The sequence below is a fragment of the Azospirillum sp. B21 genome, assembly GCF_008364825.1.
Classification (GTDB): domain Bacteria; phylum Pseudomonadota; class Alphaproteobacteria; order Azospirillales; family Azospirillaceae; genus Azospirillum.
Genome location: NZ_VTTO01000010.1, coordinates 160,769 through 185,106, shown reverse-complemented (window position 1 = coordinate 185,106; position 24,338 = coordinate 160,769). Strand labels below are relative to the sequence as shown.

Here is a 24,338-nt window from a genome sequence, read left to right as displayed (position 1 = left end):
CTATCCTCACCGCGGCCCCACCGGCCCGGACGTGCCGTCCAGCCAGCGCAGCATCGCGTCCCATTCCAGGACGCCGGCCTTCGGATAGGCACGTTCATACTGCTGCGCCGTGTGCTCGCACACCTCAGGCGAGGGGTAGATCAGTGGACGGCCGCCGGACATTGCCATGATCTGCTGCTTGCAGGCCTGCTCCAGGTAGTACATCAGCACCGCTGCCTCGGCGACGTCCTGGCCGGCGGTCAGCAGTCCGTGGTTGCGCAGGATCATGCTGTGGTGGGTGCCGAGATCGGCGACCAGCCGCTCCCGCTCCGCCAGATCGAGCGCGATGCCTTCGTAGGTGTGGTAGGCGATGCGGTTGTACCAGCGCAGCGAATGCTGGGTGATCGGCAGCAGCCCGTCGGCCTGGGCGCTGACCGCCATGCCGGCGTCGGTGTGCAGGTGGATGACGGCGCCGACGTCGGGGCGGGCGTGGTGGACGGCGCTGTGGATGGTGAAGCCGGCGGGGTTGATGGCGTCACCCTCGCGCCCGTCCACCAGATTGCCGTCGATGTCGACCTTCACGAGATTGTCGGGCGTCACCTCGTGGAACATCAGGCCGTAGGGGTTGATGAGGAAATGGTCGGGCGTGTCGGGAATCCGCGCCGACATATGGGTGTAGATCAGGTCGGTCATGCCCAGCCGGTCGAACAGCTTGTAGGCGGCGGCCAGATCGGTGCGCACCTTCCACTCCACGTCGGAGCAGTCGCGGGTGGCGCGCGGGGCGTGTGCGGCGTTGGCGGTCAGCGTCTCGGCGATCATCGGGCGGGTCTCGTCGGGAAGGAAGGGGTCAGAGGGGTTCCAGGCCGCACCAGCCGGCGATGAACAGCGCCAGCACGCGGGTCACGTCGCGCAGGCTGTCCAGCGACACCGATTCGTCGATGCCGTGGATGCGCGTCGCCTCGGGGCCGTAGCAGGTGGCGGGCGTGTCGCCGTAGAGCTGGAAGAAGCGGGCGTCGGTGGTGCAGGTCAGCGCCACCAGCTCCGGGTCGCCGCCGCGCACGGCGCGATGGCTGTCGGCCAGCATGGTCACCAGCGGGTGGGCCGGGTCGATCTCGCAGCCGGCGGCCTGGAAGCCGTTCCACTGCAGCTCGATCCCCACGTTGGAAAGAGCCGGGTCGGCGGAGCGCGCCTGCTCCACCGCCCGGGTCACCTCGGCGCGGACCGCCTCCGGCTCCTGCCCGGGGAAGAAGCCGAGCCGGAGGTCGAGCGCGCAGCGCGTCGGGACTGACGACGGCCACTCGCCGCCCTCGATCCGGCCGAGATTGATGTTGACGGGATGGGCATGGCCGCAGAAGGCCGGATGGCGGCAGGCGGGCTCGTTCCAGCGCACTTCCAGCGCCTTCAGATGCGCCGCCAGCGCATAGGCCGCCTCGATGGCGTTCACGCCCGCCGAGGTGTCGAGCACATGGGCCGGCGTGCCGGTCAGCACCAGCCGCAGCCACATCACGCCGACCTGGGCGACGGAGATGGAGTGGTTGAACGGCTCCGGAATCACCGCGGCGTCGGCGCGGTAGCCGCGGTGCAGGCAGGCGAGCGCGCCGTTGCCGGTGCATTCCTCCTCGATCACCGACTGCAGATAGACGGGGGCGGCCGGCCGGTAACCCAGCTTGCGCAAAGCGTCGAAGGCAGCGGTGTAGGCGGCGATGCCAGCCTTCATGTCGCCGGCGCCGCGGCCGTAGAGCCGCCCGTCGGCGATGCGAGGCTCGAAGGGCGGCGTGGTCCACAGCTCCGCCGGGCCGGCGGGCACCACGTCGATGTGGCCGTTCAGGATCAGCGAGCGGCCTTTCGCCTCGCGCGGTCGATGGACGCCGACGATATTCTCGCGCCCGGCATAGGCGCCGGGACGAACCGGCGGCGAAAAGCCCGGCATGCGGGAGATCGCCTCCTCGTCCACGTCGAAGCGGTCGACCTCCAGCCCCAGCGCGGCGAACCGGTCGGCCATCAGCGCCTGCGCTGAGGATTCGTCGCCCAGCAGCGACGGTTGGCGCACGAGGTCCGACAGCAGGGCCACGCACTCGTCCTGGGCCGCATCGGCAGCGTCCAGGATGGCGGCGCGCAGGCTGGGGTCCGGCAACGCATGGTCGAGACGGTCTGCCGTTTCTCGTGTCATTCCGAATCCTCTTCGCCGCTGCGGCAGGATTGCGCGGTCGGTTGAAAAAAGACAAAGCGGCTGCGGCGCGACCTATCCCAAATGGATATGGCCGCTATAATGCGACGCTATGCTTGTCCGGCTTGGCGATGTTTGAAGACCGCCATGTGTCGATTAGGCGATGACGAATGCGACGTGGCAAATAAGCATTTTTCATTTCGACCATGAGTTTGATTTATGCTGCAGTTGCTCAGCGGGCAATCATATGCGTAGAATTTGGGCGATCGAACACAAGCACCGGAATTCGGGCAGAAAAGACGAGGGGCGAGTGGCGAACGAAAACGAGGCGGAACGGCAGGCTTTGGCCCGTCTTGGGCAGCAGATGGACTGGAATCTGCTGCGCACCTTCATGGTGATCGTGCAGGAGGGGAGCATCACCAAGGCTTCCGTCCGCCTGTTTTTGACGCAGCCCGCGGTCAGCCTCGCGCTGAAGCGGCTGGAGGAGCAGCTCGGCCGCACCCTGATCGACCGCAGTCCCGGCCGCTTCGCCGTCACCGCCGCCGGCGAGCAGGTCTATGACGAGGCGGTGGCGATCCACGCCACCGTGTCCCGCCTGGGAGCCCTGGTGCGCGACGCCAAGGACGAGATCAGCGGCCATGTCCACATCCTGATGACCAGCCGCATCCAGACGCCGCTGCTCGACCGCTCGCTGCGGGAATTCCACCGGATGTATCCGCAGGTGACCTTCCGCATCGACGTGATGGCCTCGGCCGACGCCCACATCGCCTTGCAGCAGCGGGTCGGCGCGATGGCGATCTGCCTGTTGCGCGAACCGATTCCCGGATTGTCCGCCCAAGTGTTCCTGCGCCAGACCTACCGCCTCTATTGCGGCTCCGAGTGCCGCCTGTTCGGGCAGCGCGACATCGACATCGCCGAGTTGCGTCACGAGAATTTCGTCTCCTTCACCTCCGACCAGATCGACGGCGCCCTGTCGCCGCTGACGCTGTTCCGCGCGCGGGAAGGCTTCGCCGGCCGCGTCGTCGCGTCCTCCGCCAATCTGGAGGAGGTGCGCCGCATGATCCTCTGCGGCCTCGGTATCGGCCCCCTGCCGGAACACATCGCCGCCCGCGACGTGGACGACGGCATGCTGTGGGAACTGCCGCCCTATGAGGGGATTGCGCCGGTCAACGTCCACCTGATCTGGAACGAACAGGCCAAGCTGAACCGCGCCGAACGTGCTTTCCTAGAGTATCTGCAAACGGCGCTCGCCACCGCCCCGGCGCGGGAATTGGCGGGCGTGTCACCTGTCCCGTAACCGCTGCCATCCCACGCCTCCTCACTGCATCTCCTCCAGCCGCAGCGGGGTCTGCACCAGAAGCCGGAACCGCCCGCGCCCGGTCTTCTCGATCCGCAATGGCCCGCGCCGGTCGTCCAGCCGGCGCTGCAGAAGTATCAGCCGCGCTTCCAGATTCTCGGCGAAATCCGGCAGCGGGATGTCCGGCGCCAGCCGCAGTTCGCGGTTGGTGAAATCGGTGCGCCCCAGCGTTGTGTGGTCGCGCACCAGCTTCCACAGGATCGCCCCGGCCACGCCCTTGATCAGATAATCGTGGTCGAGGAAGACGCTGTCGTCGGTGGCGTAATGGCGCACGGTGATCGGTTGTCCGCCGGCCGGCGGCGCCGTGGTTTCGGCCGGCGTATCCTCCGCCTCCGCTTCCGTCGTGGGGACCGGAACCATCGGCAGGCTGCGCATCAGCGCGCCCAACTGTGCGGCAAGAGTCGCCAGCGCATCCTCGTCGTCGTAGGTGAAGCGCATCTCCTGTGCGCTCTCCACGAACAGCACCCCGGCCAGCACCCCGGCCAGCTTGCCGCAGCCGTCCCCGGCCTCATGCGCCAGGATCGGCACCGCCAACTGGCTGTGCGGCCGCTCCAGGCCGGGGAAGGGGATTTCGCGCAACGGCCCCGCCGTCGTACCCTGCCGCATCGCCATGCTGTAGGCGACGTCGGTGGTCATGTGGGTGATGCGGATCGGCACCCGTTCGCGCGCCGCCACGCCGATTACCCCGTCGCCGGGCGCCACCTCCCAGCCGATGCCGCTGCCCCGGCCGCCCGCCTCCCCGCTCGCCTCGTAACCCAGCGCCGCGACGGTGAACAGCCGCCCGCTGGCGGCATCCGGCAGCAGGATCAGCGCATGCTCCACCCCGAACAGGTCGCGCAGGGCCACGATGGCGCGGTCGAGCAGGTCGGACAGGTCGGCGCAGCCGCGCAAGCCTTCGCAGGCGCGCCGGACGGCCGACAGCAGGCTGCGCGGGCGCATGCGTGCGGGCAGGGGACGGCCGCCGGGAACCGCCTCGATCTCGGTCACCCGAAACAGGTCGGCGCCGCGCAGCCGGAACACTTCCGCCATCCCGACATGCGAGGCGATGCCCGACAGCTTGGCCTTCATGCTCTCGAACAGCGGCCCGTCGGTCTCGGTCCGCAGATAGTCCAGCCGCAGCCGGTACTGCGCCCCCGTCGACGGGTCGATGACTTCCAGAAGGGCGTCCCGGCAGTCCAGGATGTTGGACCGCGTCTTGTTGAAGAACTGATAGGATAGGGCGATGTGGCCGGGGTCGACGTAATGGACCTGCGACAGCTGCGAGACGTTGGGCGTGCCGTCCGGCGCCACCGTGGCGATGGTGGCGGGGATCACCCCCTCCAGGCAGGTCCGGATGGCATCCAGCGTCAGCATGTTCCGGGCCTGCGGGTCGCTCATGCCTGCACCGCCTCCCCGGCCTTCGGGCCCGGCGTCTGGTCGAACACCGCGGCCGGGCGGACGTGCAGCGCCACCAGATCGGCCGGATCGCAGGTCATCACCGCCCGGATGAAGGGCTCGGTGAAGCCGATGCCGGTCAGCTCGGCGATGAAGCCGTCCAGGTAGGGGCCGATGAGCGCCACCTCCTCCACCGTCGGGGCGGCCACGACGGCGCCGTCGCCCTTGACCTGCAGGGAGCGGTGGGTGCTGGGTTCGGAAAAGACCACGGCCAGCCGGCCGGTGTCGGCGACGGCGGCCACCAGTTCGGCGTTGGCCCGCCCGTCGAGCAGAACAGTCAGCCGATCACCCCCGCAACTCGCCCGCGCCGCCACCGCCCGCGCGACCAGGGGCCGGTTCGCACGGTCGCTGCCGGCGACATTGACGCTGAGGCTGCGGTCCGGGAAGCGCAGGACCGCAGCGCCCACACCTGTTCCAAGCTGCAGACCGTCCGGCTCCGTCACGCCTGCCTCCTCAGCGCCCCTCAGCGCTGTTGTTCGGCGATCAGGATAGCAACGGTTCGGGCCGGGCGGCAAACCAACCGATGGACGTCATCCATGCGGCAGGGACCTGCCCGGCCATCCCGCTCACGCCCCCGGCGCAACCACGAAGCAGGCCATGCCGATGGTGACCAGTCCGTTGCAGGCGCTGGCCGCATCCTGTTGCGACAGGCCGGACAGGCGGGCGCGGTAGAGCGGCCCGGTCTGGGTATCCACCGCCTGCACGACCCGCTGCGAGCGCGACAGCACCGGCATGGAATTGCGGGCGCGATCGATCACGCGCTGGCTGTCGTCCGGCGAGCGGAAGGCGCCGAGCTGCACCGTCCACACCCCGCCGCCGGCGGTCGCCGGTCCGGCCATCGTGGCCACCGGACGCGGCGCCGGAGCGTCGGGGGTCGAGGTGTCGGGCGCCACCACCCGCACCGTGGGCGCCGGAGCCGCGGTTGGGGCAGGCGAAGGCAGCGCCGCCACGGCGATCGGCGGACGGCTTGCCGCCGGGCGGCTGTTCGCGGGCGGCGCGTAGGTGGGCGCCTGATAGGAGGGTGCAGGCCGAGACGACGAGTAGGACGACCCGAAGTCCGGCGGCGAATCGGAGGACGGCGCGCTGACCAGCACGATGTCGGCGCCGTTGGGGGCCGGGGTGCGGTTCAGCCGCGGGCCGACGGACGCGATGTAGCGCCGCGTCTCGCCCGGCAGGCTGCGCTTGCCGGCCAGATAGTCACCGTAACAGCCCGGACCGCAGTTGTAGGCGCCGAGGAAGCCCGGCGCGCCGAACAGGTTGTACATCTCGCGCAGATACGCGGTGCCGGCGATGATGTTGTCATGCGGATCGAACGGGTCGGAGCCCAGATCGTGCTTGCGCCGCATCTCCTCATAGGTACCGGGCATCACCTGCATCAGGCCCATGGCGCCGGCCTTGCTGACGATCGGCTTGCCGTTGACGGTGGTGCGCCCGCCGCTTTCCTGGCGGATCACCTCGCGGATCCACAGCTCCGGCATGTCGAACCGCTTGGATGCCTCGGCGACGTGGGCATCGATCTCCGCCGGGGTGGCGGTGCGGTGCGATCCGCTCCCGCTGGCGCAGGCGCTCAGCAGGGCGGTCAGGGCGGCGCAGGTCAGCAATGGCTTCAGGCGACGCACGGAACCCCCGGTCATCGTTCAGTTACAACGTTAGGATAAGCCCGATTTGGAGGTAGCGACCTTTGCACATTCCCGCCCCGCCGTAAACCGTCCCGGCTGTGACCTTCGACGCGGCCGGAGAACGCGGAGGGGGGAGGGCACCGGAGTCCTTCGGACGGACAAGCGGCCGGACGGGCATCTGCCGTCCGGATGGCCCTCTGCCGGGATTTCCATTGCCCGGGTCTTTCGGCGATCGGATCTTCAAATCTCCCGGTCATCGTCCGGGTCGCGGCGGGTCGTCAGTTCGCGCATCAGCCGTTCCTTGGCGGTTTTCCGGCTTGGCCGCCCTCCCGCCCGTCCGAACAGCCCACCCAGCAGCCCACCGGTTTTCGGCTCGTCCTCCGGCTCCGCGGTCACCTGCGCGCGCTCCGCCTCGCGCCGGGCCAGCATGGCGGCGCGGTCGACCAGCGGGTTGCGCAGCCGGTGCGGCAGCGCCTTGAAGGCGAGGTTGGCCCGTTCCAGGTCGGCCACCGACTCGGTGGACCGCGCGATGCGCAGCGCCACCCGGAACAGGTCGAGCCGCCACGCATCCTCCGGCGCATGCGGCAGCGTCTCCGCCGCCGCAAGCAGGGTGTCCAGCCCCTTCCCGGTCAGTCCGCTGGTGGATTGCCCGCCGGTCGGTCGTTCGGTGTCGTGGTCCCGTCCCATTCCGTCATCGAAGCTGTCGCGCTGAAGGCGGACTTTAGGACGCCGGCCGCCGCTTTGTCTGCCCCCAAGCGGGGACCACACCATTTGGGTGGGGGCGGGGAGAGACCGCGACCAAAAAAAGCCCCCTTCCCGAGACGGGGAAGAGGGCTGCCAAGTCAATTGGGGAAATGCGCGGCTGGATGCCGGCAATCATGCCGCCGCCCACGGGGGCGGGCGCGGCATCTCGAAGCCGGCCCCTCCGCATCGCGTGGAAGGGCCGGAAATCTCACGTCACTCCGCGGCCTGCGCCACGGTCAGGCCCAGGCGCTTGGCCACGCCCTCGCCATAGGCCGGGTCGGCGGCCAGGAAGTGCTTCAGCTGGCGCTGCTGGATGAACAGCGGGGCCTTGCCCAGGCTGCCGGCGATGTTGTCCATCAGGCGGTCCTGAGCCTCCCCGCCGATCAGGCGGAACAGCGCGCCGGCCTGTGCGTAGTCGTCGTTGCCCTCGCGGTGGTCGTAGTGGGCGGCGTCGCCGCGGATGCGCAGCGGCGGCTCGCTCGCCACGCCGGTCTGGGCCGGGCCGCCGAAGCTGTTCGGCTCGTAGTTCGGCCGGCCGCCGCCGTTGCCGTCGGTGCGCATGGCGCCGTCGCGCTGATAATTGTGGACCGGGCAGCCCTGCGGCTTGTTCACGGGGATCTGGGCGTAGTTGCCGCCCAACCGGTAGCGGTGGGCGTCGGCATAGGCGAACAGCCGGCCCTGCAGCATCTTGTCCGGGCTGAAGGAGATGCCGGGCACCACGCTGGCCGGGCTGAAGGCGGCCTGTTCGGTCTCCGCGAAGAAGTTCTCCGGGTTGCGGTTCAGCACCAGCTCGCCGATCTCGATCAGCGGGTAATCGGCATGCGGCCAGACCTTGGTCAGGTCGAACGGGTTGATGCGGTAATCGTCGGCCTCCGCCTCCGGCATGATCTGCACCGAAACGGTCCAGGCCGGGAAGTCGCCGTCCTCGATCGAGGCGAACAGGTCGCGGGTGGCGTGGTCGGGGTCGATGCCGCCCATCGTCACCGCCTGCTCGGCAGTGAAGTTCTGGATGCCCTGGCGGGTCTTGAAGTGGTACTTGACCCAGAAGCGCTCGTTCGCCGCGTTGATCCACGAGAAGGTGTGGCTGCTGAAGCCGTCCATGTGGCGATAGCCGCGCGGGGTGCCGCGGTCGCTGAACAGGATGGTCAGCTGGTGCATCGTCTCCGGCGACAGCGAGAAGAAGTCCCACATGGCGGTGGGGTCCTTCAGGTTGGTGGCCGGGTTGCGCTTCTGGGTGTGGATGAAGTCCGGGAACTTCAGCGGGTCGCGCAGGAAGAAGACCGGCGTGTTGTTGCCGACCAGATCGTAGTTGCCCTCTTCCGTATAGAACTTCACCGCGAAGCCGCGCGGGTCGCGCTCGGCATCGGCGGAGCCCTTCTCGCCGCCGACGGTGGAGAAGCGCAGGAAGACCGGCGTCTCCTTGCCCACCGACGACAGGAAGGCGGCCTTGGTCCAGCCGGTCACGTCGCGGGTGACGCGGAAGCTGCCATAGGCGCCGGCACCCTTGGCGTGGACGACCCGCTCCGGAATGCGTTCGCGGTTGAAATGGGCCAGCTTCTCGATCAGGTGGAAGTCCTGCAGCAGCAGCGGACCGCGCGGCCCGGCGCTCAGCGAATTCTGGTTGTCGGGAACGGGCTGGCCGAAGCTGGTGGTCAGGGTGCTCATCCGGGTCATCCTCGTTGGGGCGGTGTCGCCTGAAGCGGCGTCATTGTCTCGCCCCTGGTTATCCGGCGTCTTGAACGATATATCCAAGACATTGAAGGAAATGCTCCCATAGGCACCGTCTATGAATCTCTCCGCCCTGTCCCTGCGTGACCTCGAATATGTCGTCGCCGTCGCCGAGCTGCGCCATTTCGGCCGGGCCGCCGAACGCTGCGCCGTCAGCCAGCCGTCGCTGAGCGCCCAGATCCGTAAGCTGGAGGATGCCCTCGGCCTGTCGCTGTTCGAGCGGACCAGCCGCAAGGTCCTGTTGACCCCGCGCGGCGAGGCCATCGTGGCGCAGGCCCGCGTGGTGCTGGAGGAGGCGCGCCGGCTGCTGGCCCTGGCCGACGGATCGGGCGGTGCGCTGACCGGGCGGCTGCGGCTGGCGGCGATCCACACGCTGGGCCCCTACCTGTTCCCGCACATCCTGCCGCCGCTGCGCGATGCCTGGCCCGACCTAACGCTGATCCTGTCGGAAGGGCGGACCGACAGCCTGCTGGAGGAATTGCGCGACGGCCGGCTCGACGCCGTGCTGCTCGCCCTGCCGGTGGAGCCCGACGGGCTGGTGGCGGAGCCGCTGTTCTTCGAGCCCTTCCTGCTCGCCCATCCCGCCGGTCATCGCCTCTGTTCGGCGCCCAACCTGTCGCTGAACGACCTCGACCCGTCGGAGCTTCTGCTGCTGGAGGAGGGGCACTGCCTGCGCGATCAGGCGCTGGCCGCCTGCGGCCTCAGCGCGCGCGGCGGCGGCGTCCATGCAACTGGGCTGGAGACCCTGCGCCACATGGTGGCCGCCGGCGCAGGCTGCACGCTGATGCCGCTGCTGGCGACGCAAGCGGACGCCGGACGGACCGCCAGCGTTGGCGGGCTGGTGGAGTACCGCCCCTTCGATGCGTCCTCCGATAGCGGCCGCCCGCCCGGCCGCGTCATCGGTCTGGTCTGGCGGGCCAGCGACCCGCGCGACCGCGGCCTGCGCGATCTGGCCGCCTTGCTGCGCCGCGGGATGCCGGTGGGCACCGGGCCGGTCCTATCCTGAAGGGCTGAGGAATTTCGGGAAGGAACAAGCGCCCATCGGCCGGGTTGAAGGCTCGGCCCGCGCTTCTCACTGTCCAGGAGCGAGGGCACGACTTTCGATCCAGGCGGAGAAGTGGGCGATCATGGCAAACATCCTGAAACAGGCAACGCGGCTCGGTGAAGGATTGCCCTTTCCACTGGGCGCGACGTGGGACGGCCTGGGCGTCAACTTCGCCTTGTTTTCCGCCCACGCCACCAAGGTCGAACTGTGTCTGTTCGATGAAAACGGCGAGGAGGAGCTCGAACGCATCGAGCTTCCCGAATTCACCAACGAGATCTGGCACGGCTATCTGCCGGATGCCCGTCCCGGCCTGCTCTACGGCTACCGCGTGTACGGCCCGTACGAGCCGGAGAACGGCCATCGCTTCAACCCCAACAAGCTTCTGCTCGACCCCTACGCCAAGGAACTGGTCGGCGAGATCCGCTGGAATCCGGCCCATTTCGGCTATGTGATGGAATCGGGCGACGACCTGACCTATGACGAGCGCGACAGCGCGCCCTTCATGCCGAAATGCAAGGTGATCGACCCCGCCTTCACCTGGGGCCGCGACCACAAGCCCGGCACCGCCTGGGACCGCACCATCTTCTACGAAACCCATGTGAAGGGCTTCACCAAGCTGCACCCGGCGGTACCCGACAGCCTGCGCGGCACTTATGGCGGCATGGCGGTGAAGGAGGTGGTCGACTACATCAAGTCGCTCGGCGTCACCTCGGTGGAGCTGCTGCCGGTCCATGCCTTCGTCCAGGACCAGCATCTGGTCGACAAGGGGCTGGCCAACTACTGGGGCTACAACTCCATCGGCTTCTTCGCGCCGGAGCCGCGCTATGCCGCGTCGGGTAATGCCATCAAGGAATTCAAGGAGATGGTCGCCCATCTCCACAATGCCGGGCTGGAGGTGATCCTCGACGTCGTCTACAACCACACCGCCGAGGGCAACGAGCGCGGGCCGACCCTGTCCTTCAAGGGCATCGACAACGCCTCCTACTACCGCCTGATCCCGGACCAGAAGCGCTACTACATCAACGAGACCGGGACCGGGAACACCGTCAACCTCAGCCACCCGCGCGTGCTGCAGATGGTCACCGATTCGCTCCGCTACTGGGCGACGGAGATGCATGTCGACGGCTTCCGCTTCGACCTCGCCACCATCCTCGGCCGCGAGCCCTACGGCTTCGACGAGGGCGGCGGCTTCCTCGACAGCTGCCTGCAGGACCCGATCCTCAACAGCGTCAAGCTGATCGCCGAGCCGTGGGACTGCGGCCCCGGCGGCTATCAGGTCGGCAACTTCCCGCCGGGTTGGGCCGAATGGAACGACCGCTACCGCGACACCGTCCGCGCCTTCTGGAAGGGCGACGAGGGCAAGCTGCCGGAGGTGGCGCCGCGCCTCTGCGGCTCGGCCGACCTTTTCAACAAACGCGGGCGCAAGCCCTGGGCCAGCGTGAACTTCATCACCGCCCATGACGGCTACACGCTGAACGACCTCGTTTCCTACAACGACAAGCACAACGAGGCGAATGGCGAGGACAACAACGACGGCCACTCCCACAACCTGTCCTGGAACCATGGGGTGGAGGGGCCGACCGACGATCCCGAGATCAAGGCTCTGCGCGAACGGCAGAAGCGCAACCTGCTGGCGACGCTGCTGCTGTCGCAGGGCTCGCCGATGCTGCTGGCTGGTGACGAGTTCGGCAACACCCAGCACGGCAACAACAACGCCTATTGCCAGGACAACGAGACGGCGTGGCTGAACTGGGACGGCATCGACGAGGACGGGCAGGCGCTGATCGAGTTCGTCCGCCGGGTCATCGCGGTGCGCCAGTCCTTCCCGATGCTGCGGCGCGGGCGCTTCCTGTCGGGCGAGTACAATGCCGAGTTCGACATCAAGGACGTCACTTGGCTGACCCCCACCGCTGACGAGATGGACGAGAGCCATTGGCATGACGGGAACGCCCGCTGCATGGGCATGCTGCTGGACGGCCGCGCCCAGGCCACGGGCATCAAGCGGCCGGCGATGGACGCCACGCTGCTTCTGGTCATCAACGCCCATCACGACGTGGTCGGGTTTACCCTGCCCGAGGTGACGGGCGGCAACGTCTGGCGCTGTCTGGTAGACACCAACCTGCCGGACCCCGACGAGGCGCCGCGCGTCGACACCGGCGACACCTATATGGTGACCGGGCGCTCGCTGCTGCTGCTGGCGCTGGAACCGGAAGGCAAGACCTCATTCGCGCTCCGCCGCGCCGCCCACGCCTTGCGCAACGTCGCCGAAAGCCCGACCCTGTCCTTCGGCGAGGAAAGCGTGGAGGAGGAGGAGAAGCCGGCGGAGCCGGCCGAGACGAAGGAACCCGAAAAGGTGGAAGCGGCTGCCGAGGCCAAGTCCGAAGCGAAGAAGCTCACCTGAACCGACGCTCATTCCCCCTCTCCCCCCCGGGGAGAGGGCCGGGGTGAGGGGGATGCACCGCAGGATTTCTTCGAAGGTCCCGCCGCACTTCCCCCTCACCCTAACCCTCTCCCCGGGGGGAGAGGGGATCCCTCGCGGCCCCAGGATCCCCCGCCATGAAACTCTTCGAATGCCAGAACTGCCACCAGCCGCTCTACTTCGAGAACACGCTGTGCGAGCGCTGCGGCTACCGGCTGGGCTATCTGCCGGATGTGGGAACCCTGTCGGCCATCGACCCGACCGACCATGACGGGGTGTGGAGTGCGCTTGCCACCACCGAACCGCTTTACAAGTTCTGTGCGAACGCCGAACTGGACGCCTGCAACTGGATGCTGCCGGCCGACTCCGCCGACACCCATTGCGCCGCCTGCCGGCACAACCGCACCATCCCCGACCTGTCCGACACGGCCAACCTGACGCTCTGGCGCAAGCTGGAACTGGCCAAGCACCACCTGTTCTATACCCTGACCAACCTGAAGCTGCCGCTGCAGACCCGGATCGAGAACCCGGAGGAAGGGCTGGCCTTCGACTTCCTGTCCGACACGGTAGGCCCCGACGGCACGGTGACGCCGGTGATGACCGGCCACGCCAACGGCCTCATCACCATCAACGTCGCCGAGGCCGACGATGCCGAACGCGAGAAGCGCCGCACCGACATGGGCGAGCCCTACCGCACGCTGCTCGGCCATTTCCGGCACGAGATCGGCCATTACGTCTGGGACCGTCTGGTGCGCGACGACCCGGCCTTGCTGGAGCGCTTCCGCGCCCTGTTCGGCGACGAGCGCGAGGATTACGGCGAGGCGCTGAAACGCCACTACGCCAACGGTGCGCCGGCCGACTGGCAGGCGAACTTCGTCAGCTCCTACGCCACCGCCCATCCGTGGGAGGATTTCGCCGAGACCTGGGCGCATTATCTCCACATCGTCGACACGCTGGAGACCGCCCGTGCCTTCGGCCTGCGGATCCGCCCTCGCATCAGCGAAGGGGCGGAACTGGAATCAGAGATTGACTTCAACCCGCACAAGGCTCGGCACATCGAGGACCTGATCGAACCCTGGCTGCCCCTGACCTATGCGGTGAACAGCCTGAACCGCAGCATGGGCCAGCCGGACCTCTACCCCTTCATCCTGTCGGCCGCGGTGATCGAGAAGCTGGGGTTCATGAACGGGATGGTGCGGGGGTTGTAGCGTGATGCCCCCTTCCCAACCCTCCCCCACCTTCGGTGGGAGAGGGGGCAAGCGCAGGGCGGCGGCAGTCCCCTCTCCCGCGAAAGCGGGGGAGGGTTAGGGAGGGGGCATCGTCAGCCGAAATCTCCCAACTCTACCCCTCCGCCCCCACTTCGACCCTCGTCCAGCGCACCGCGCGGTTGCGCCCGTCGCGCTTGGCCTTGTAGAGCGCGGCGTCGGCATGGCGCATCACCGTCGCCATGTCGCCGTCATCCTCCGGCCAGGAGGCGATTCCGATGGAGCAGCCGACGCGCACCTTTTCGCCCTCGATCGAAACCGGTTCGTTCACCGCGGCGATGATGCGGGACGCCAGTTCCTCGGTATCGGGGGCGGAACGGCCGGCGCGGCGCGGCAGAACGGCGGCGAATTCGTCGCCGCCCAGCCGGGCGACCACGTCGTCGTCGCGGAAGATGTTGGCGAGCCGGCCGCCGACCTGCCGCAGCACGGCGTCGCCGGCATCGTGGCCCAGCCGGTCGTTCACCGGCTTGAAGCCGTCCAGGTCGATGTACATCACCGTCGTAGATCCGCCGCCGCTGCCAGTCGACGCCTCGACATACTGTTCGAAATAGCGGCGGTTCGGCAGTGCAGTCAGCCGGTCTTCGTAGGCGATGTCCTCCAGCCGCATCAGCGCGGCATCCTTGTTGGTCAGACCATCCACCATGTCCCGCAGCGAAACGGACAGCCGGCGGATCTCCGCGGCACCGCCGACGTCGGGAATGGTGACGCCGCGCTCGCCATCGCCGATCCGTTCGGCGGCGCCGGCGATGGAGCCCAGCGGACGGGCGATCCGCCCGGCGGCGAACCAGCCGATCACGCTGAACAGCAGGGCCAGCAGAATGCCGGATCCGATGATGGACAGCCGAAGCCGGTTGGTTTCGGCGAACACCAGATCGGCCGGCTGCCGGGCGATCACGGTCCAGCCGAGCCCGGCATAGTCATGCAGCCCACGGCCATAGGCCACGCCGGTCACATAAGTGATTCCGTCCGGCCAGCGGTCGGCGCTCCAGCCGTCGCGCAGCTTCGCGGTCAGCGTCGGAACCGGAAGAGGTTTTCCCACCGCCTGATCCGGACCGATCAGGACGCTGCCGTCGGCCGACAGGATATAGAGAGTCAATCCCCGGCGGTCGGACAGCGGCTCCGTCAACTGGCGGATCGAGGCGTAGGCCCACTCCCAGCTGTAATGGGCGGCCAGCACGCCCACCGGGGTGCCGTCGGCCTTCTGCAGCGGGGCGGAGACATCGACGAATTTCGGGGTTTCGCCCTCCAGATACGGCACCTTGCCGCGCAGGGCCACCGCATCGTGCACGTCGCCGACGAACAGGCCCTTCATGCCTTCTTGATGAACCGGCCGGCTGGAGATGTCCGCCCCCAGAAGCAGCCCGCCGGAGGCCGCCATCACCCGCCCGTTGGCATTGGTCATGCCGATCCAGGCGAGGGTCGGGTCGCGGCGCTTCAACTCGTCGATCGTCGATTGCGCCACGGCCGGGTCCTTCAGCGCTTCGATTCGCGACAGCGCGGCGATCTGGTTGGCGCGCGCCCACATGGTCAAATCGAGCTGCCGCGCCAGCGACTGCGCCAGACCGGTCATCGAATCGCCGATCTCGTGCTTCAGGGCGCCGGCGGCGCCGCTGCCGACGACCAGGCCGGTCACCACCGTCGACCCGAGCACGAGAATCGCCACGGTTACGGCGACCGTGGCACGCAAACCAAGCGCCCGGCTGCGGCGTTCGGTTTTGCCGCTTGGCTGTCCAAGGGGCGTCATCGCGGCATCGTCCTCTCGGGAATCACAAGGGGTGGGGCAGAGATCGACCAGTGGAGACACTGTATCATCCCAGCCCTTTATAAAGGGTCAACCAAAACAGTCGTGGAAATCTGCAATGTGAAGGAGTAGAGATTTTTGAGTTCGGCACGTACCGGTCGTGTACCCGCCAAAAAAGTTTGCAAAGCTGACTTTCAGCATATTGCGTAAAAAGAGAAAGGCCGCTAGCTATTGAGCCGCGGCCCGAGTTTAGGGAGGAAACGCCTGAAAGGCGATCGAAACAACAAATAATGCTGCGTCGCCGAAAATCCAGCCCAATGCGGCTGGATTTTTCGTTTCCGGCGCAAGGATCTTCCGCAAATTCCGTGTTGCCCCGGTGGAAGGGGGATTCCCCGAACGGTTGGTTACGCTATCATGTCGACCCAACGAACCATACAGTCGGGAAGATTCGTCATCATGAAACGGCGTGCGTTCCTTTCCAGCGCCGGTGTCGGCCTTGCCGCCGCCGGAACCGCCGGGACCATTGCGGCCCCTGCCATCGCCCAGGGCTCCCAGCCCGAGATCAAGTGGCGCATGGCGTCGAGCTATCCCAAGAGCCTCGACACCATCTATGGCGCGGCGGAGTTCATCGCCAGGCGCGTGTCCGACGCCACCGACGGCAAGTTCCAGATCCGCACCTTCGCCGCCGGCGAGATCGTTCCGGCGCTGCAGGTGCTGGACGCGGTGCAGAACGGCACCGTCGAGTGCGGGCAGTCGGCGGCCTATTTCTATGTCGGCAAGGATCCGACCTTCTGCTTCGACACCGCCATGCCCTTCGGCCTGAACACGCGCCAGCACATCGCCTGGATGATGCATGGCGGCGGGCTGGAGCTGATGCGGGAGGTGTTCAAGGATTACAACATTCACCACATCCCCGCCGGCAACACCAGTGCCCAGATGGGCGGCTGGTTCCGCAAGGAGATCAAGAGCCTGGAGGATCTGAAGGGCCTGAAGATGCGCATTGGCGGTCTGGTCGGCCAGATCCTGACGCCCTTCGGTCTGGTCCCGCAGCAGCTCGGCGGCGGCGACATCTATCCGGCGCTGGAACGCGGCACCATCGACGCGGCGGAGTTCGTCGGTCCCTACGACGACGAGAAGCTCGGCTTCCACAAGGTCGCCAAATACTACTACTACCCCGGCTGGTGGGAGGGCTCGGCCCAAATCCCGCTGATGTTCAACATGCAGGCCTGGGAATCGCTGCCGAAATCCTATCAGACCATCCTGGAACAGGCCTGCTGGGAGGCCAACACCTGGATGATCGCCAAATACGACACGCTGAACGCCGCCGCGCTGAAACGGCTGGTCGCCGGCGGCGCGATCCTGCGGCCCTTCCCGCGCGACATGATGCAGGCCTGCGAGAAGGCGTCGTTCGAGTTTTACGACAAGCTCGCCGCCGGCAATCCGCGCTTCAAGAAGGTCTATGACGGCTGGAAGCCCTTCCTGGAGCAGGAGCGGCTGTGGTTCCGCGTCGCCGAGAACGGCTTCGACAGCTTCGTCTACAGCCAGGCCGCCCAGCAGCGCTGAGCCGACACCGGGGGTGGAACCTGGGGGGCGGATCGCCTGCGGCGATTCGCCCCCTCTCTTCGCGGCCACAGCTGATTTTCATGCTTCCGTCTGTCCGCGATATCGATCATTGGTCTTCTCAATCGCATACGGATGGAGCACACTGCCGGTCGCAGCGTGGGCATTGCCTTCGCATTTGCACAAAAAATCGGCAGACTGTTGAATTGATCAAGTCATAGTCATTCCTCTTGTCTATTTTCTTAAACGCGTGTTACCGTCAGGGCCAGAAAGACGGACCGGGCCGGGGTGGCGTACCCGGTTCCAGGTCGCCTGTGACGGGAGCGGACGGATGGACGGCGGGATGATCGCGACGACAGATACCCTGGTGCGCTTCACCGGGGTGCAGAAGACCTACGATGGCGAGCATCTGGTGGTGAAAAGCCTCGATCTCGACATCCGCAAGGGCGAATTCCTGACGCTTCTCGGGCCTTCGGGGTCGGGCAAGACCACCACGCTGATGATGCTGGCCGGGTTCGAGGTGCCGACCCATGGCGAAATCTTCATCGGCGACCGGCCGATCAAGAACGTGCCGCCGCACAAGCGCGACATCGGCATGGTTTTCCAGAACTACGCCTTGTTTCCTCACCTGACGATCGAGGAAAACGTCGCCTTCCCGCTGTCGGTCCGCGGCGTTTCCAAGGCGGAAACCAAGGAGCGCGTGGCTGCCGCGCTCGACATGATCAAGCTCGGCAACCTGGCATCGCGCCGCCCCGGCCAGCTGTCCGGCGGCCAGCAGCAGCGCGTGGCGCTGGCCCGCGCCCTGGTGTTCAACCCCGCCCTGGTGCTGATGGACGAGCCGCTGGGCGCACTCGACAAGCGCCTGCGCGAGCATATGCAGCTGGAGATCAAGCACCTGCACGAGACGATGGGCCTGACCGTCGTCTACGTCACCCACGACCAGGGGGAGGCGCTGACGATGTCCGACCGCATCGCGGTGTTCAACGACGGCATCGTCCAGCAGATCGACCGCCCGGATGCGCTGTACGAGCGGCCGGTGAACAGCTTCGTCGCCAACTTCATCGGCGAGAACAATGTTCTGAGTGGGGTTGTTGAAAATATCGAACACGGCTGGGCGCGGGTCGCGCTGGATGCCGGCGGTTCGGTGGTGGCGCAGGCGGTCAATGTCGGCGGCGCCGGCAGCCGCACCTCGCTGTCCATCCGTCCGGAGCGCGTGGCGATCGAGACCGGCGACAGCGGCGATGCGACCACAAACCGCCTGCCGGCCACGCTGACCGACCTGATCTATGTCGGCGACCACACGCTGGCGATCCTGTCCACGCCTTCCAACCCGGAATTCATGGTCAAGCTGCCGGCCGGCTCCTATGCCGGTCTGGCGCCGGGCCAGGATGTCTACATCGCTTTCCGCCCGGAGGACTGCCGGGCGCTCGATCCGGTCTGAGGACGTGGTTCCTCAGCACCAGGGTGCCTTACCAGCAACAACAACCACGACGAATAAGGACGGGGATCATGTCGAAGATTAAGGTGGCTCTCGGTTTCGCTGCGACCTTCACCGCCCTCACGGCCCTGTCATCGGCCGCCAGCGCCCGCGACCTGACCGTTGTGTCGTGGGGTGGCGCCTATCAGGAAGTCCAGAAGAAGGTCTATTTCGAGCCGTTCAAGGCCACCGGCACGGCGATGAACGACGAATCCTGGGACGGCGGCGTCGGCGTCCTGCGCGCGAAGGTCCAGGGCGGCGCCTCCACCTGGGACGTGGTGCAGGTCGAAAGCGAGGAGCTGGCTCTGGGTTGCGACGAAGGCCTGTACGAGAAGCTGAACTATTCCAAGATCGGCGGCGAGGACGCCTACCTGCCGTCCACCGTCAACGCCTGCGGCGTCGGCGCCATCGTCTATGACTTCGTGCTGGGCTACGACAAGGACAAGCTGAAGGACGCTCCGAAGAGCTGGGCCGACTTCTTCGACACCAAGAAGTTCCCGGGCAAGCGCGGCCTGCGCCAGGGCGCCAAGACCACGCTGGAAATCGCGCTGATGGCCGACGGCGTGGCCCCGGCCGACGTCTACAAGGTGCTGGGCACCGATGCCGGCATCGAGCGCGCCTTCAAGAAGCTCGACACCATCAAGAACGACATCGTCTGGTGGAAGGCCGGCGCCCAGCCGCCGCAGCTGCTGGCGTCCGGCGAAGTTGCGATGACCTCGGTCTACAACGGCCGAATCGACGCCGCCAACAAGAACGAGAAGAAGAACTTCGGCATGGTGTGGAACGGCGCGCTCTACACCATCGACAGCTGGGTGATCCTGAAGGGCAGCCCCAACGTTGATGCCGCCTACAAGTTCCTGAGCTTCGTCGGCAAGGCGGAGAACCAGGCCAAGCTGTCCGAAGGCATCGCCTACGGCACGTCGAACAAGAAGGCCCCGTCGCTGCTGTCGAAGGCGGTCCTGACCGACCTGCCGACCGCGCCCGACAACATGAAGAACGCGATCGAGATCAACACCGACTTCTGGCTGGAGAATATCGACCGCCTGACCGAACGCTTCAACAAGTGGGCGGCGAAGTAAGCGTTAGCTTATCGTAACAGCACCTCCTCCCCCTCTCCCCCTCCTGGGGAGAGGGTCGGGGTGAGGGGGATGCGCAGCGGCACGCATCGGGCCGAACAGTGCTTCCCACTTCAGTTTTTGGCGGATCACTTCCCGCCCTTCGGTGACTGGACGCCGTGCGTCCCCCTCACCCTAACCCCAACCCTCTCCCCAGGGGGGAGAGGGGATGGTGCGCAAGTCCGCAAGCGCCTTCTGCGTCTTCTCTACAGGACAATGCCGATGACAGCCGCCTTCGTTGCCGGCGCCGACGTGCCGTTGAAGCGTCGATTGAAACGGGCCGAGCGGGCCCGGCAGTTCCGTGCGCTGGGTCTGGTGCTGCCGCTGCTGGCCTTCCTGCTGTTCACCTTCGTCGTGCCGCTCGCCGGCATGATCTGGAAGTCGGTGGACGACTGGGAAGTGCCGCAGGTGATGCCGCAGACCGTGGCCGCGCTGGAGCAGTGGAACGGCCAGGGCCTGCCCGACGAGGCCGCCTATGCCGCGCTCGCCGCCGACATCCGCACAGCGCGAGAGGCCGGAACGCTGGCCGTCGCCGCCAAGCGGCTGAACTATGTCGTCAACGGCTTCCGCACGACGCTGCTGTCGACCGGCCGCAAGCTGAAGGAGCAGCCCGCTCCCGGCACGGCGAAGGCGACGATGATCGAGATCGCCCCGGCCTGGGGCGAGCGCGAGAGCTGGGCGGCGATCAAGAGCGCCAGCGGCCCGGTTACCAGCTACTACCTGCTGGCCGCGGTCGACCTGACGCGCAACCCGGACGGCGATATCGTCCATGCCCCGGCGGACCAGTCGATCTATCGCGACGTCTTCCTGCGCACCTTCGAGATCGGCTTCGGCGTCACCGCGCTCTGCCTGATCCTGGGCTTCCCGGTCGCCTTCATGCTGGCGAACCTGCCGACCGGCCGGTCGAACCTGCTGATGATCTTCGTGCTTCTGCCCTTCTGGACCTCGCTTCTGGTGCGCACCTGCGCCTGGATCGTGATCCTGCAGAGCGAGGGCATCGTCAATGGCTCCCTGCAATGGCTCGGTATCATCGAGGAGCCGCTGCGGCTGATCTACAACCGCTTCGGCGTCTACATGGCGATGACCCATGTGCTGCTGCCCTTCATGATCCTGCCGCTCTACAGCGTGATGCGCGGCATCTCGCCGGCCTACATGCGGGCCGCCGCGTCGCTGGGCGCGCCGCCGGTCACCGCCTTCCTGCGCATCTACCTGCCGCAGACCATTCCGGGCATCGGCGCCGGCTGCCTTCTCGTCTTCATCCTGGCCATCGGCTACTACATCACGCCGGCGCTCGTCGGTGGGGCGGCCGACCAGATGATTTCGTCCTTCATCGCCTTCTACACCACGGAAACGGTCAACTGGGGCCTAGCCTCGGCGCTGGGCGCGGTGCTGCTGCTGTCCACGCTGGTGCTGGCGCTGCTCTACGGCAAGCTGGCGCTCGGCCGCCAGACGACGGGAGGTCTGAAGAATTGAGCGCCAACCACTCTCCCCAGACCGCCAGCCAGCGCATCGCCTGGATCACGACGGTCGTCGTCGGCACGCTGGTGCTGTTCTTCCTGATGGCGCCGATCCTGGCGATCGTGCCCTTGTCCTTCAGCTCCAGCACCTACCTGACCTATCCGCTGCCGGGCTTCTCGTTGCGCTGGTACGAGGATTTCCTCGGATCCGCGCGCTGGATGAACGCGCTGAAGAACAGCGTCATCATCGGCGTTGCCTCGGCCGTCCTGTCGATGGTGCTGGGCACGCTGGCCTCGCTGGGGTTGGCCCAGTGGAAGAGCAAGTGGAAGCCGCTGGTTCTGGCCCTCGTGCTGTCGCCGATGGTGGTCCCGGTCGTCATCACCGCGGTCGGCGTCTATTTCTTCTTCGCGCCGCTCGGCCTGACCGGCAACTATCTGGGCCTGATTCTGGTCCACACCGCGCTGGCGACCCCCTTCGTCGTCATCACCGTGTCGGCGACGCTGCAGAGCTTCGACATGACGCTGGCCCGCGCCGCCGCCTCGCTCGGGGCGCCGCCGCTGCTGACCTTCCGCAAGGTGATCCTGCCGCTGATCCTGCCGGGTCTGGCGTCGGGCGCGCTCTTCGCCTTCGCCACCAGTTTCGACGAGGTGGTGACGGTCCTGTTCCTCGCCGGACCGGAGCAGCGCACCCTGCCGCGTGAGATGTTCAGCGGCATTCGCGAGAACATCAGCCCCACCATCACCGCGGTGGCGGTGGTGCTGACGGTGATCTCGGTCTGCATGCTGTCGACGCTGGAATACCTGCGCCGGCGCAACGAGCGGCTGAAGGGGAATGCGGGGTAGGAGAGTTAGACCCCCACCTAACCTCCCCCGCTGGGCGGGGGAGGGACTACCGCCACTCTCCCGAACAAGCACTTGCCCCCTCCCCCGCCCAGCGGGGGAGGGTTGGGGTGAGGGTCTAGCTTTGCAGTCTAACTCACCCCACTCACAAATACGGCGGCGTGCAGGCGCTGATCAGCTCGCACTCCACCTCGCCGATGTTGCGGAACCGGTGCGGTACGCGGCTGTCGAAGAAATAGGCGTCGCCGGGGCCGAGCAGCTGTTTGCGGTCACCCACCGTCAGCTCGATCTGGCCCTTGATGACGATGCCGCCCTCTTCGGATTCATGCTGCAACATGGTGCGGCCGGTGTCGGCACCGGGGGCGTAACGTTCGTGGAGGATTTGCAGGTTGCGGCTGCGCAGGTCGCCCACCTGCCGGAAGGAGACCTGGCCGACGGTGCCCTTCAGCTCGCCGGCCAGTTCGATCAATTCGTCGCCCTTGAAGAAGATCTGCTCGGGTGGCGGCAAATCGTCGGAGGAGAAGAATTCGGCCAACGTCATCGGGATGCCCTGAAGCACCTTGCGCAGCGACGAAACGGACGGGCTGCTGCGGTTCTGCTCGATCAGGGAAATTGTACCGTTTGTCACTCCGGCTCGCTGGGCGAGCGCCCGCTGGGACAGCCCATGCTGTTCGCGGATCTGCTTCAACCTTGCGCCGACGTCGAATTCCATCACCGGACTCCTGCTCCACACCCGTCTAGGCAATAGCTCATCCGCGCAACCCCGTCATCAGAATATGAACAGTTAAACAGGGGTTGTTTAATTTATTAAACATGGTACGCTTCTTTCCATGGTCCAGGCCCCCGGCAGGAAGCCCTTGATAAACAAGGGGAATTCCGCCGGGCGCGGCCGGACGGTTCCACAATCCTTCATCCAGGGCGGATCGAACATGCTGTCGTTGAACGACCAGGGCCTTCTCCGAACCAAGGGCTACGTGAATGGTGCGTGGCGTGCGGCCGATTCCGGGAAGAGCTTCCCGGTCACCAACCCCGCCACCGGCGCCGTCATCGCCGAAGTGTCCGACATGGGTGCCGCCGAGACGCGGGAGGCGATCGACGCCGCCAACGCCGCCCTGCCGGGTTGGAAGGCCAAGACCGCCAAGGAGCGCGCGGCCATCCTGCGCCGCTGGTATGACCTGATCCTGGCGGCGCAGGAGGATCTGGCCCAGCTGATGACCGCCGAGCAGGGCAAGCCCCTGACCGAATCGCGCGGCGAGGTCGTCTACGGCGCCTCCTTCATCGAGTGGTTCGCGGAGGAGGGCAAGCGCGCCTATGGCGACGTCATCCCCAGCTTCGCCGCCAACAAGCGCATCGTCGTCCTGAAGGAGGCCATCGGCGTCGTCGCGGCGATCACGCCGTGGAACTTCCCGAACGCCATGATCACCCGCAAGGTCGCCCCGGCGCTGGCCGCCGGCTGCACCGTGGTGGTCAAGCCGGCCGAGGACACCCCGCTGTCCGCCCTGGCGCTGGCCGAGCTGGCGGAGCGTGCCGGTTTCCCCGCCGGTGTCTTCAACATCGTGATGGGCCGCGATCCGGTCGCCATCGGTCATGAGCTGACCCACAGCCCGATCGTCCGCAAGGTCAGCTTCACCGGCTCGACCGAGGTCGGCAAGCTGCTGATGCGGCAGGCCGCCAGCACGGTCAAGAAGGTGTCGCTGGAACTGGGCGGCAACGCCCCCTTCATCGTCTTCGACGACGCCGATCTGGACGAGGCGGTCAAGGGCGCCATGGCGTCGAAGTACCGCAATGCCGGCCAGACCTGCGTCTGCGCCAACCGCCTGCTGGTCCAGGCCGGCGTCTATGACGCCTTCGCCGCCAAGCTGGCCGAGTCCGTCAAGGCGCTGAAGGTCGGCAACGGTGCGGAGGCCGGCGTCACCCAGGGCCCGCTGATCAACGCCGACGCCGTCGCCAAGGTGGAAGAGCTGATGGGCGACGCGCTGGAGAAGGGCGCCAAGGTGGCACTCGGCGGCAAGCGCCACGCGCTGGGCGGCACCTTCTTCGAGCCGACGATCCTGACCGGCATCACCACCGAGATGCGCGTCGCCCGCGAGGAGATCTTCGGCCCGGTCGCCCCGCTCTTCAAGTTCGAGACGGAAGAGGACGCCATCCGCATGGCGAACGACACCGAATTCGGGCTTGCCGCCTATTTCTACAGCCGCGACATCGGCCGCGTCTGGCGCGTGGCGGAAAAGCTGGAATACGGCATCGTCGGCATCAACGAAGGCATCATCTCGACCGAGGTGGCTCCCTTCGGCGGCGTCAAGGAGTCCGGCATCGGCCGCGAAGGCTCCAAGTACGGCCTCGATGATTTCATGGAAGTCAAATATCTCTGCGTCGGCCTCGGCGCCTGAC

Annotated in this window: 19 protein-coding genes; 10 read left to right on the top strand and 9 right to left on the bottom strand. The window is 66.9% G+C overall.

Annotated elements, in window-relative coordinates; translation table 11 throughout:
- Positions 1-6 precede the first annotated feature (6 nt).
- Both FZ983_RS22495 and FZ983_RS22490 read right to left on the bottom strand, forming a co-directional pair.
- Positions 7-798 carry a class II aldolase/adducin family protein gene (locus FZ983_RS22495; RefSeq protein WP_149225714.1) on the bottom strand — a complete coding sequence of 264 codons (792 nt, stop codon included), beginning with the start codon at positions 796-798 and terminating at the stop codon, positions 7-9.
- 28 nt (positions 799-826) lie between these two features.
- The gene (locus tag FZ983_RS22490) at positions 827-2,149 is read right to left on the bottom strand and encodes an ArgE/DapE family deacylase (RefSeq protein ID WP_149225713.1); all 1,323 of its coding nucleotides are present in this window, start codon (positions 2,147-2,149) and stop codon (positions 827-829) included.
- 307 nt (positions 2,150-2,456) lie between these two features.
- Here FZ983_RS22490 and FZ983_RS22485 point away from each other — a divergent pair, with 307 nt between their 5' ends.
- A complete protein-coding gene (locus FZ983_RS22485) occupies positions 2,457-3,443 on the top strand; it encodes a LysR family transcriptional regulator (RefSeq protein WP_247883916.1) in 987 nt (328 codons plus the stop codon).
- A 21-nt stretch (positions 3,444-3,464) separates the two neighbouring features.
- Here the strand turns inward: FZ983_RS22485 and FZ983_RS22480 are convergent, their stop codons facing one another.
- The 5 genes from FZ983_RS22480 to FZ983_RS22460 form a co-directional block, all read right to left on the bottom strand.
- The gene (locus FZ983_RS22480) at positions 3,465-4,880 is read right to left on the bottom strand and encodes a GAF domain-containing protein (protein ID WP_149225712.1); all 1,416 of its coding nucleotides are present in this window, start codon (positions 4,878-4,880) and stop codon (positions 3,465-3,467) included.
- Positions 4,877-5,380 carry a hypothetical protein gene (locus FZ983_RS22475; RefSeq protein WP_149225711.1) on the bottom strand — a complete coding sequence of 168 codons (504 nt, stop codon included), beginning with the start codon at positions 5,378-5,380 and terminating at the stop codon, positions 4,877-4,879. The genes FZ983_RS22480 and FZ983_RS22475 overlap by 4 nt, the downstream gene beginning before the upstream one ends.
- A gap of 123 nt (positions 5,381-5,503) precedes the next feature.
- Positions 5,504-6,571 (bottom strand): transglycosylase SLT domain-containing protein, encoded by a 1,068-nt coding sequence (locus FZ983_RS22470; RefSeq protein WP_149225710.1) that lies wholly within the window; start codon positions 6,569-6,571, stop codon positions 5,504-5,506.
- Positions 6,572-6,796: 225 nt separating this feature from the next.
- Positions 6,797-7,243 carry a hypothetical protein gene (locus FZ983_RS22465; RefSeq protein WP_149225709.1) on the bottom strand — a complete coding sequence of 149 codons (447 nt, stop codon included), beginning with the start codon at positions 7,241-7,243 and terminating at the stop codon, positions 6,797-6,799.
- 270 nt (positions 7,244-7,513) lie between these two features.
- Entirely contained in the window at positions 7,514-8,965 is a 1,452-nt protein-coding gene (locus tag FZ983_RS22460) for a catalase (RefSeq protein ID WP_149225708.1), read from the bottom strand.
- 121 nt (positions 8,966-9,086) lie between these two features.
- Between FZ983_RS22460 and FZ983_RS22455 the strand changes: the two genes are divergently transcribed.
- The 3 genes from FZ983_RS22455 to FZ983_RS22445 all read left to right on the top strand — a co-directional run bounded on the left by FZ983_RS22455 (position 9,087) and on the right by FZ983_RS22445 (position 13,700).
- Entirely contained in the window at positions 9,087-10,034 is a 948-nt protein-coding gene (locus tag FZ983_RS22455; RefSeq protein ID WP_149225707.1) for a LysR substrate-binding domain-containing protein, read from the top strand.
- 121 nt (positions 10,035-10,155) lie between these two features.
- The gene (glgX, locus tag FZ983_RS22450) at positions 10,156-12,474 is read left to right on the top strand and encodes a glycogen debranching protein GlgX (RefSeq protein ID WP_149225706.1); all 2,319 of its coding nucleotides are present in this window, start codon (positions 10,156-10,158) and stop codon (positions 12,472-12,474) included.
- A 155-nt stretch (positions 12,475-12,629) separates the two neighbouring features.
- A complete protein-coding gene (locus FZ983_RS22445; protein WP_149225705.1) occupies positions 12,630-13,700 on the top strand; it encodes a putative zinc-binding peptidase in 1,071 nt (356 codons plus the stop codon).
- Between the two features lie 133 nt (positions 13,701-13,833).
- On the opposite strand, the gene FZ983_RS22440 is transcribed toward FZ983_RS22445, so the two are convergent.
- Positions 13,834-15,501 (bottom strand): GGDEF domain-containing protein, encoded by a 1,668-nt coding sequence (locus FZ983_RS22440; protein WP_149225704.1) that lies wholly within the window; start codon positions 15,499-15,501, stop codon positions 13,834-13,836.
- A gap of 453 nt (positions 15,502-15,954) precedes the next feature.
- Between FZ983_RS22440 and FZ983_RS22435 the strand changes: the two genes are divergently transcribed.
- The 5 genes from FZ983_RS22435 (at position 15,955) to FZ983_RS22415 (ending at position 21,950) form a co-directional block, all read left to right on the top strand.
- Positions 15,955-17,061, top strand: coding sequence for a TRAP transporter substrate-binding protein (locus FZ983_RS22435; RefSeq protein ID WP_149225703.1), 1,107 nt, complete (start codon positions 15,955-15,957; stop codon positions 17,059-17,061).
- A 328-nt stretch (positions 17,062-17,389) separates the two neighbouring features.
- Positions 17,390-18,499 carry an ABC transporter ATP-binding protein gene (locus FZ983_RS22430; protein WP_149225702.1) on the top strand — a complete coding sequence of 370 codons (1,110 nt, stop codon included), beginning with the start codon at positions 17,390-17,392 and terminating at the stop codon, positions 18,497-18,499.
- Between the two features lie 68 nt (positions 18,500-18,567).
- The gene (locus FZ983_RS22425; RefSeq protein ID WP_149225701.1) at positions 18,568-19,614 is read left to right on the top strand and encodes an ABC transporter substrate-binding protein; all 1,047 of its coding nucleotides are present in this window, start codon (positions 18,568-18,570) and stop codon (positions 19,612-19,614) included.
- Positions 19,615-19,872: 258 nt separating this feature from the next.
- Positions 19,873-21,123 (top strand): ABC transporter permease, encoded by a 1,251-nt coding sequence (locus tag FZ983_RS22420; RefSeq protein ID WP_149225700.1) that lies wholly within the window; start codon positions 19,873-19,875, stop codon positions 21,121-21,123.
- Entirely contained in the window at positions 21,120-21,950 is an 831-nt protein-coding gene (locus FZ983_RS22415) for an ABC transporter permease (protein WP_188092452.1), read from the top strand. Before FZ983_RS22420 ends, FZ983_RS22415 begins: the two co-directional genes overlap by 4 nt.
- A gap of 142 nt (positions 21,951-22,092) precedes the next feature.
- On the opposite strand, the gene FZ983_RS22405 is transcribed toward FZ983_RS22415, so the two are convergent.
- On the bottom strand, positions 22,093-22,659 hold the full coding sequence (locus FZ983_RS22405) for a cupin domain-containing protein (RefSeq protein WP_014249644.1): 567 nt from the start codon (positions 22,657-22,659) through the stop codon (positions 22,093-22,095).
- A 217-nt stretch (positions 22,660-22,876) separates the two neighbouring features.
- Here FZ983_RS22405 and FZ983_RS22400 point away from each other — a divergent pair, with 217 nt between their 5' ends.
- On the top strand, positions 22,877-24,337 hold the full coding sequence (locus FZ983_RS22400; RefSeq protein ID WP_188092451.1) for an NAD-dependent succinate-semialdehyde dehydrogenase: 1,461 nt from the start codon (positions 22,877-22,879) through the stop codon (positions 24,335-24,337).
- Position 24,338 lies beyond the last annotated feature (1 nt).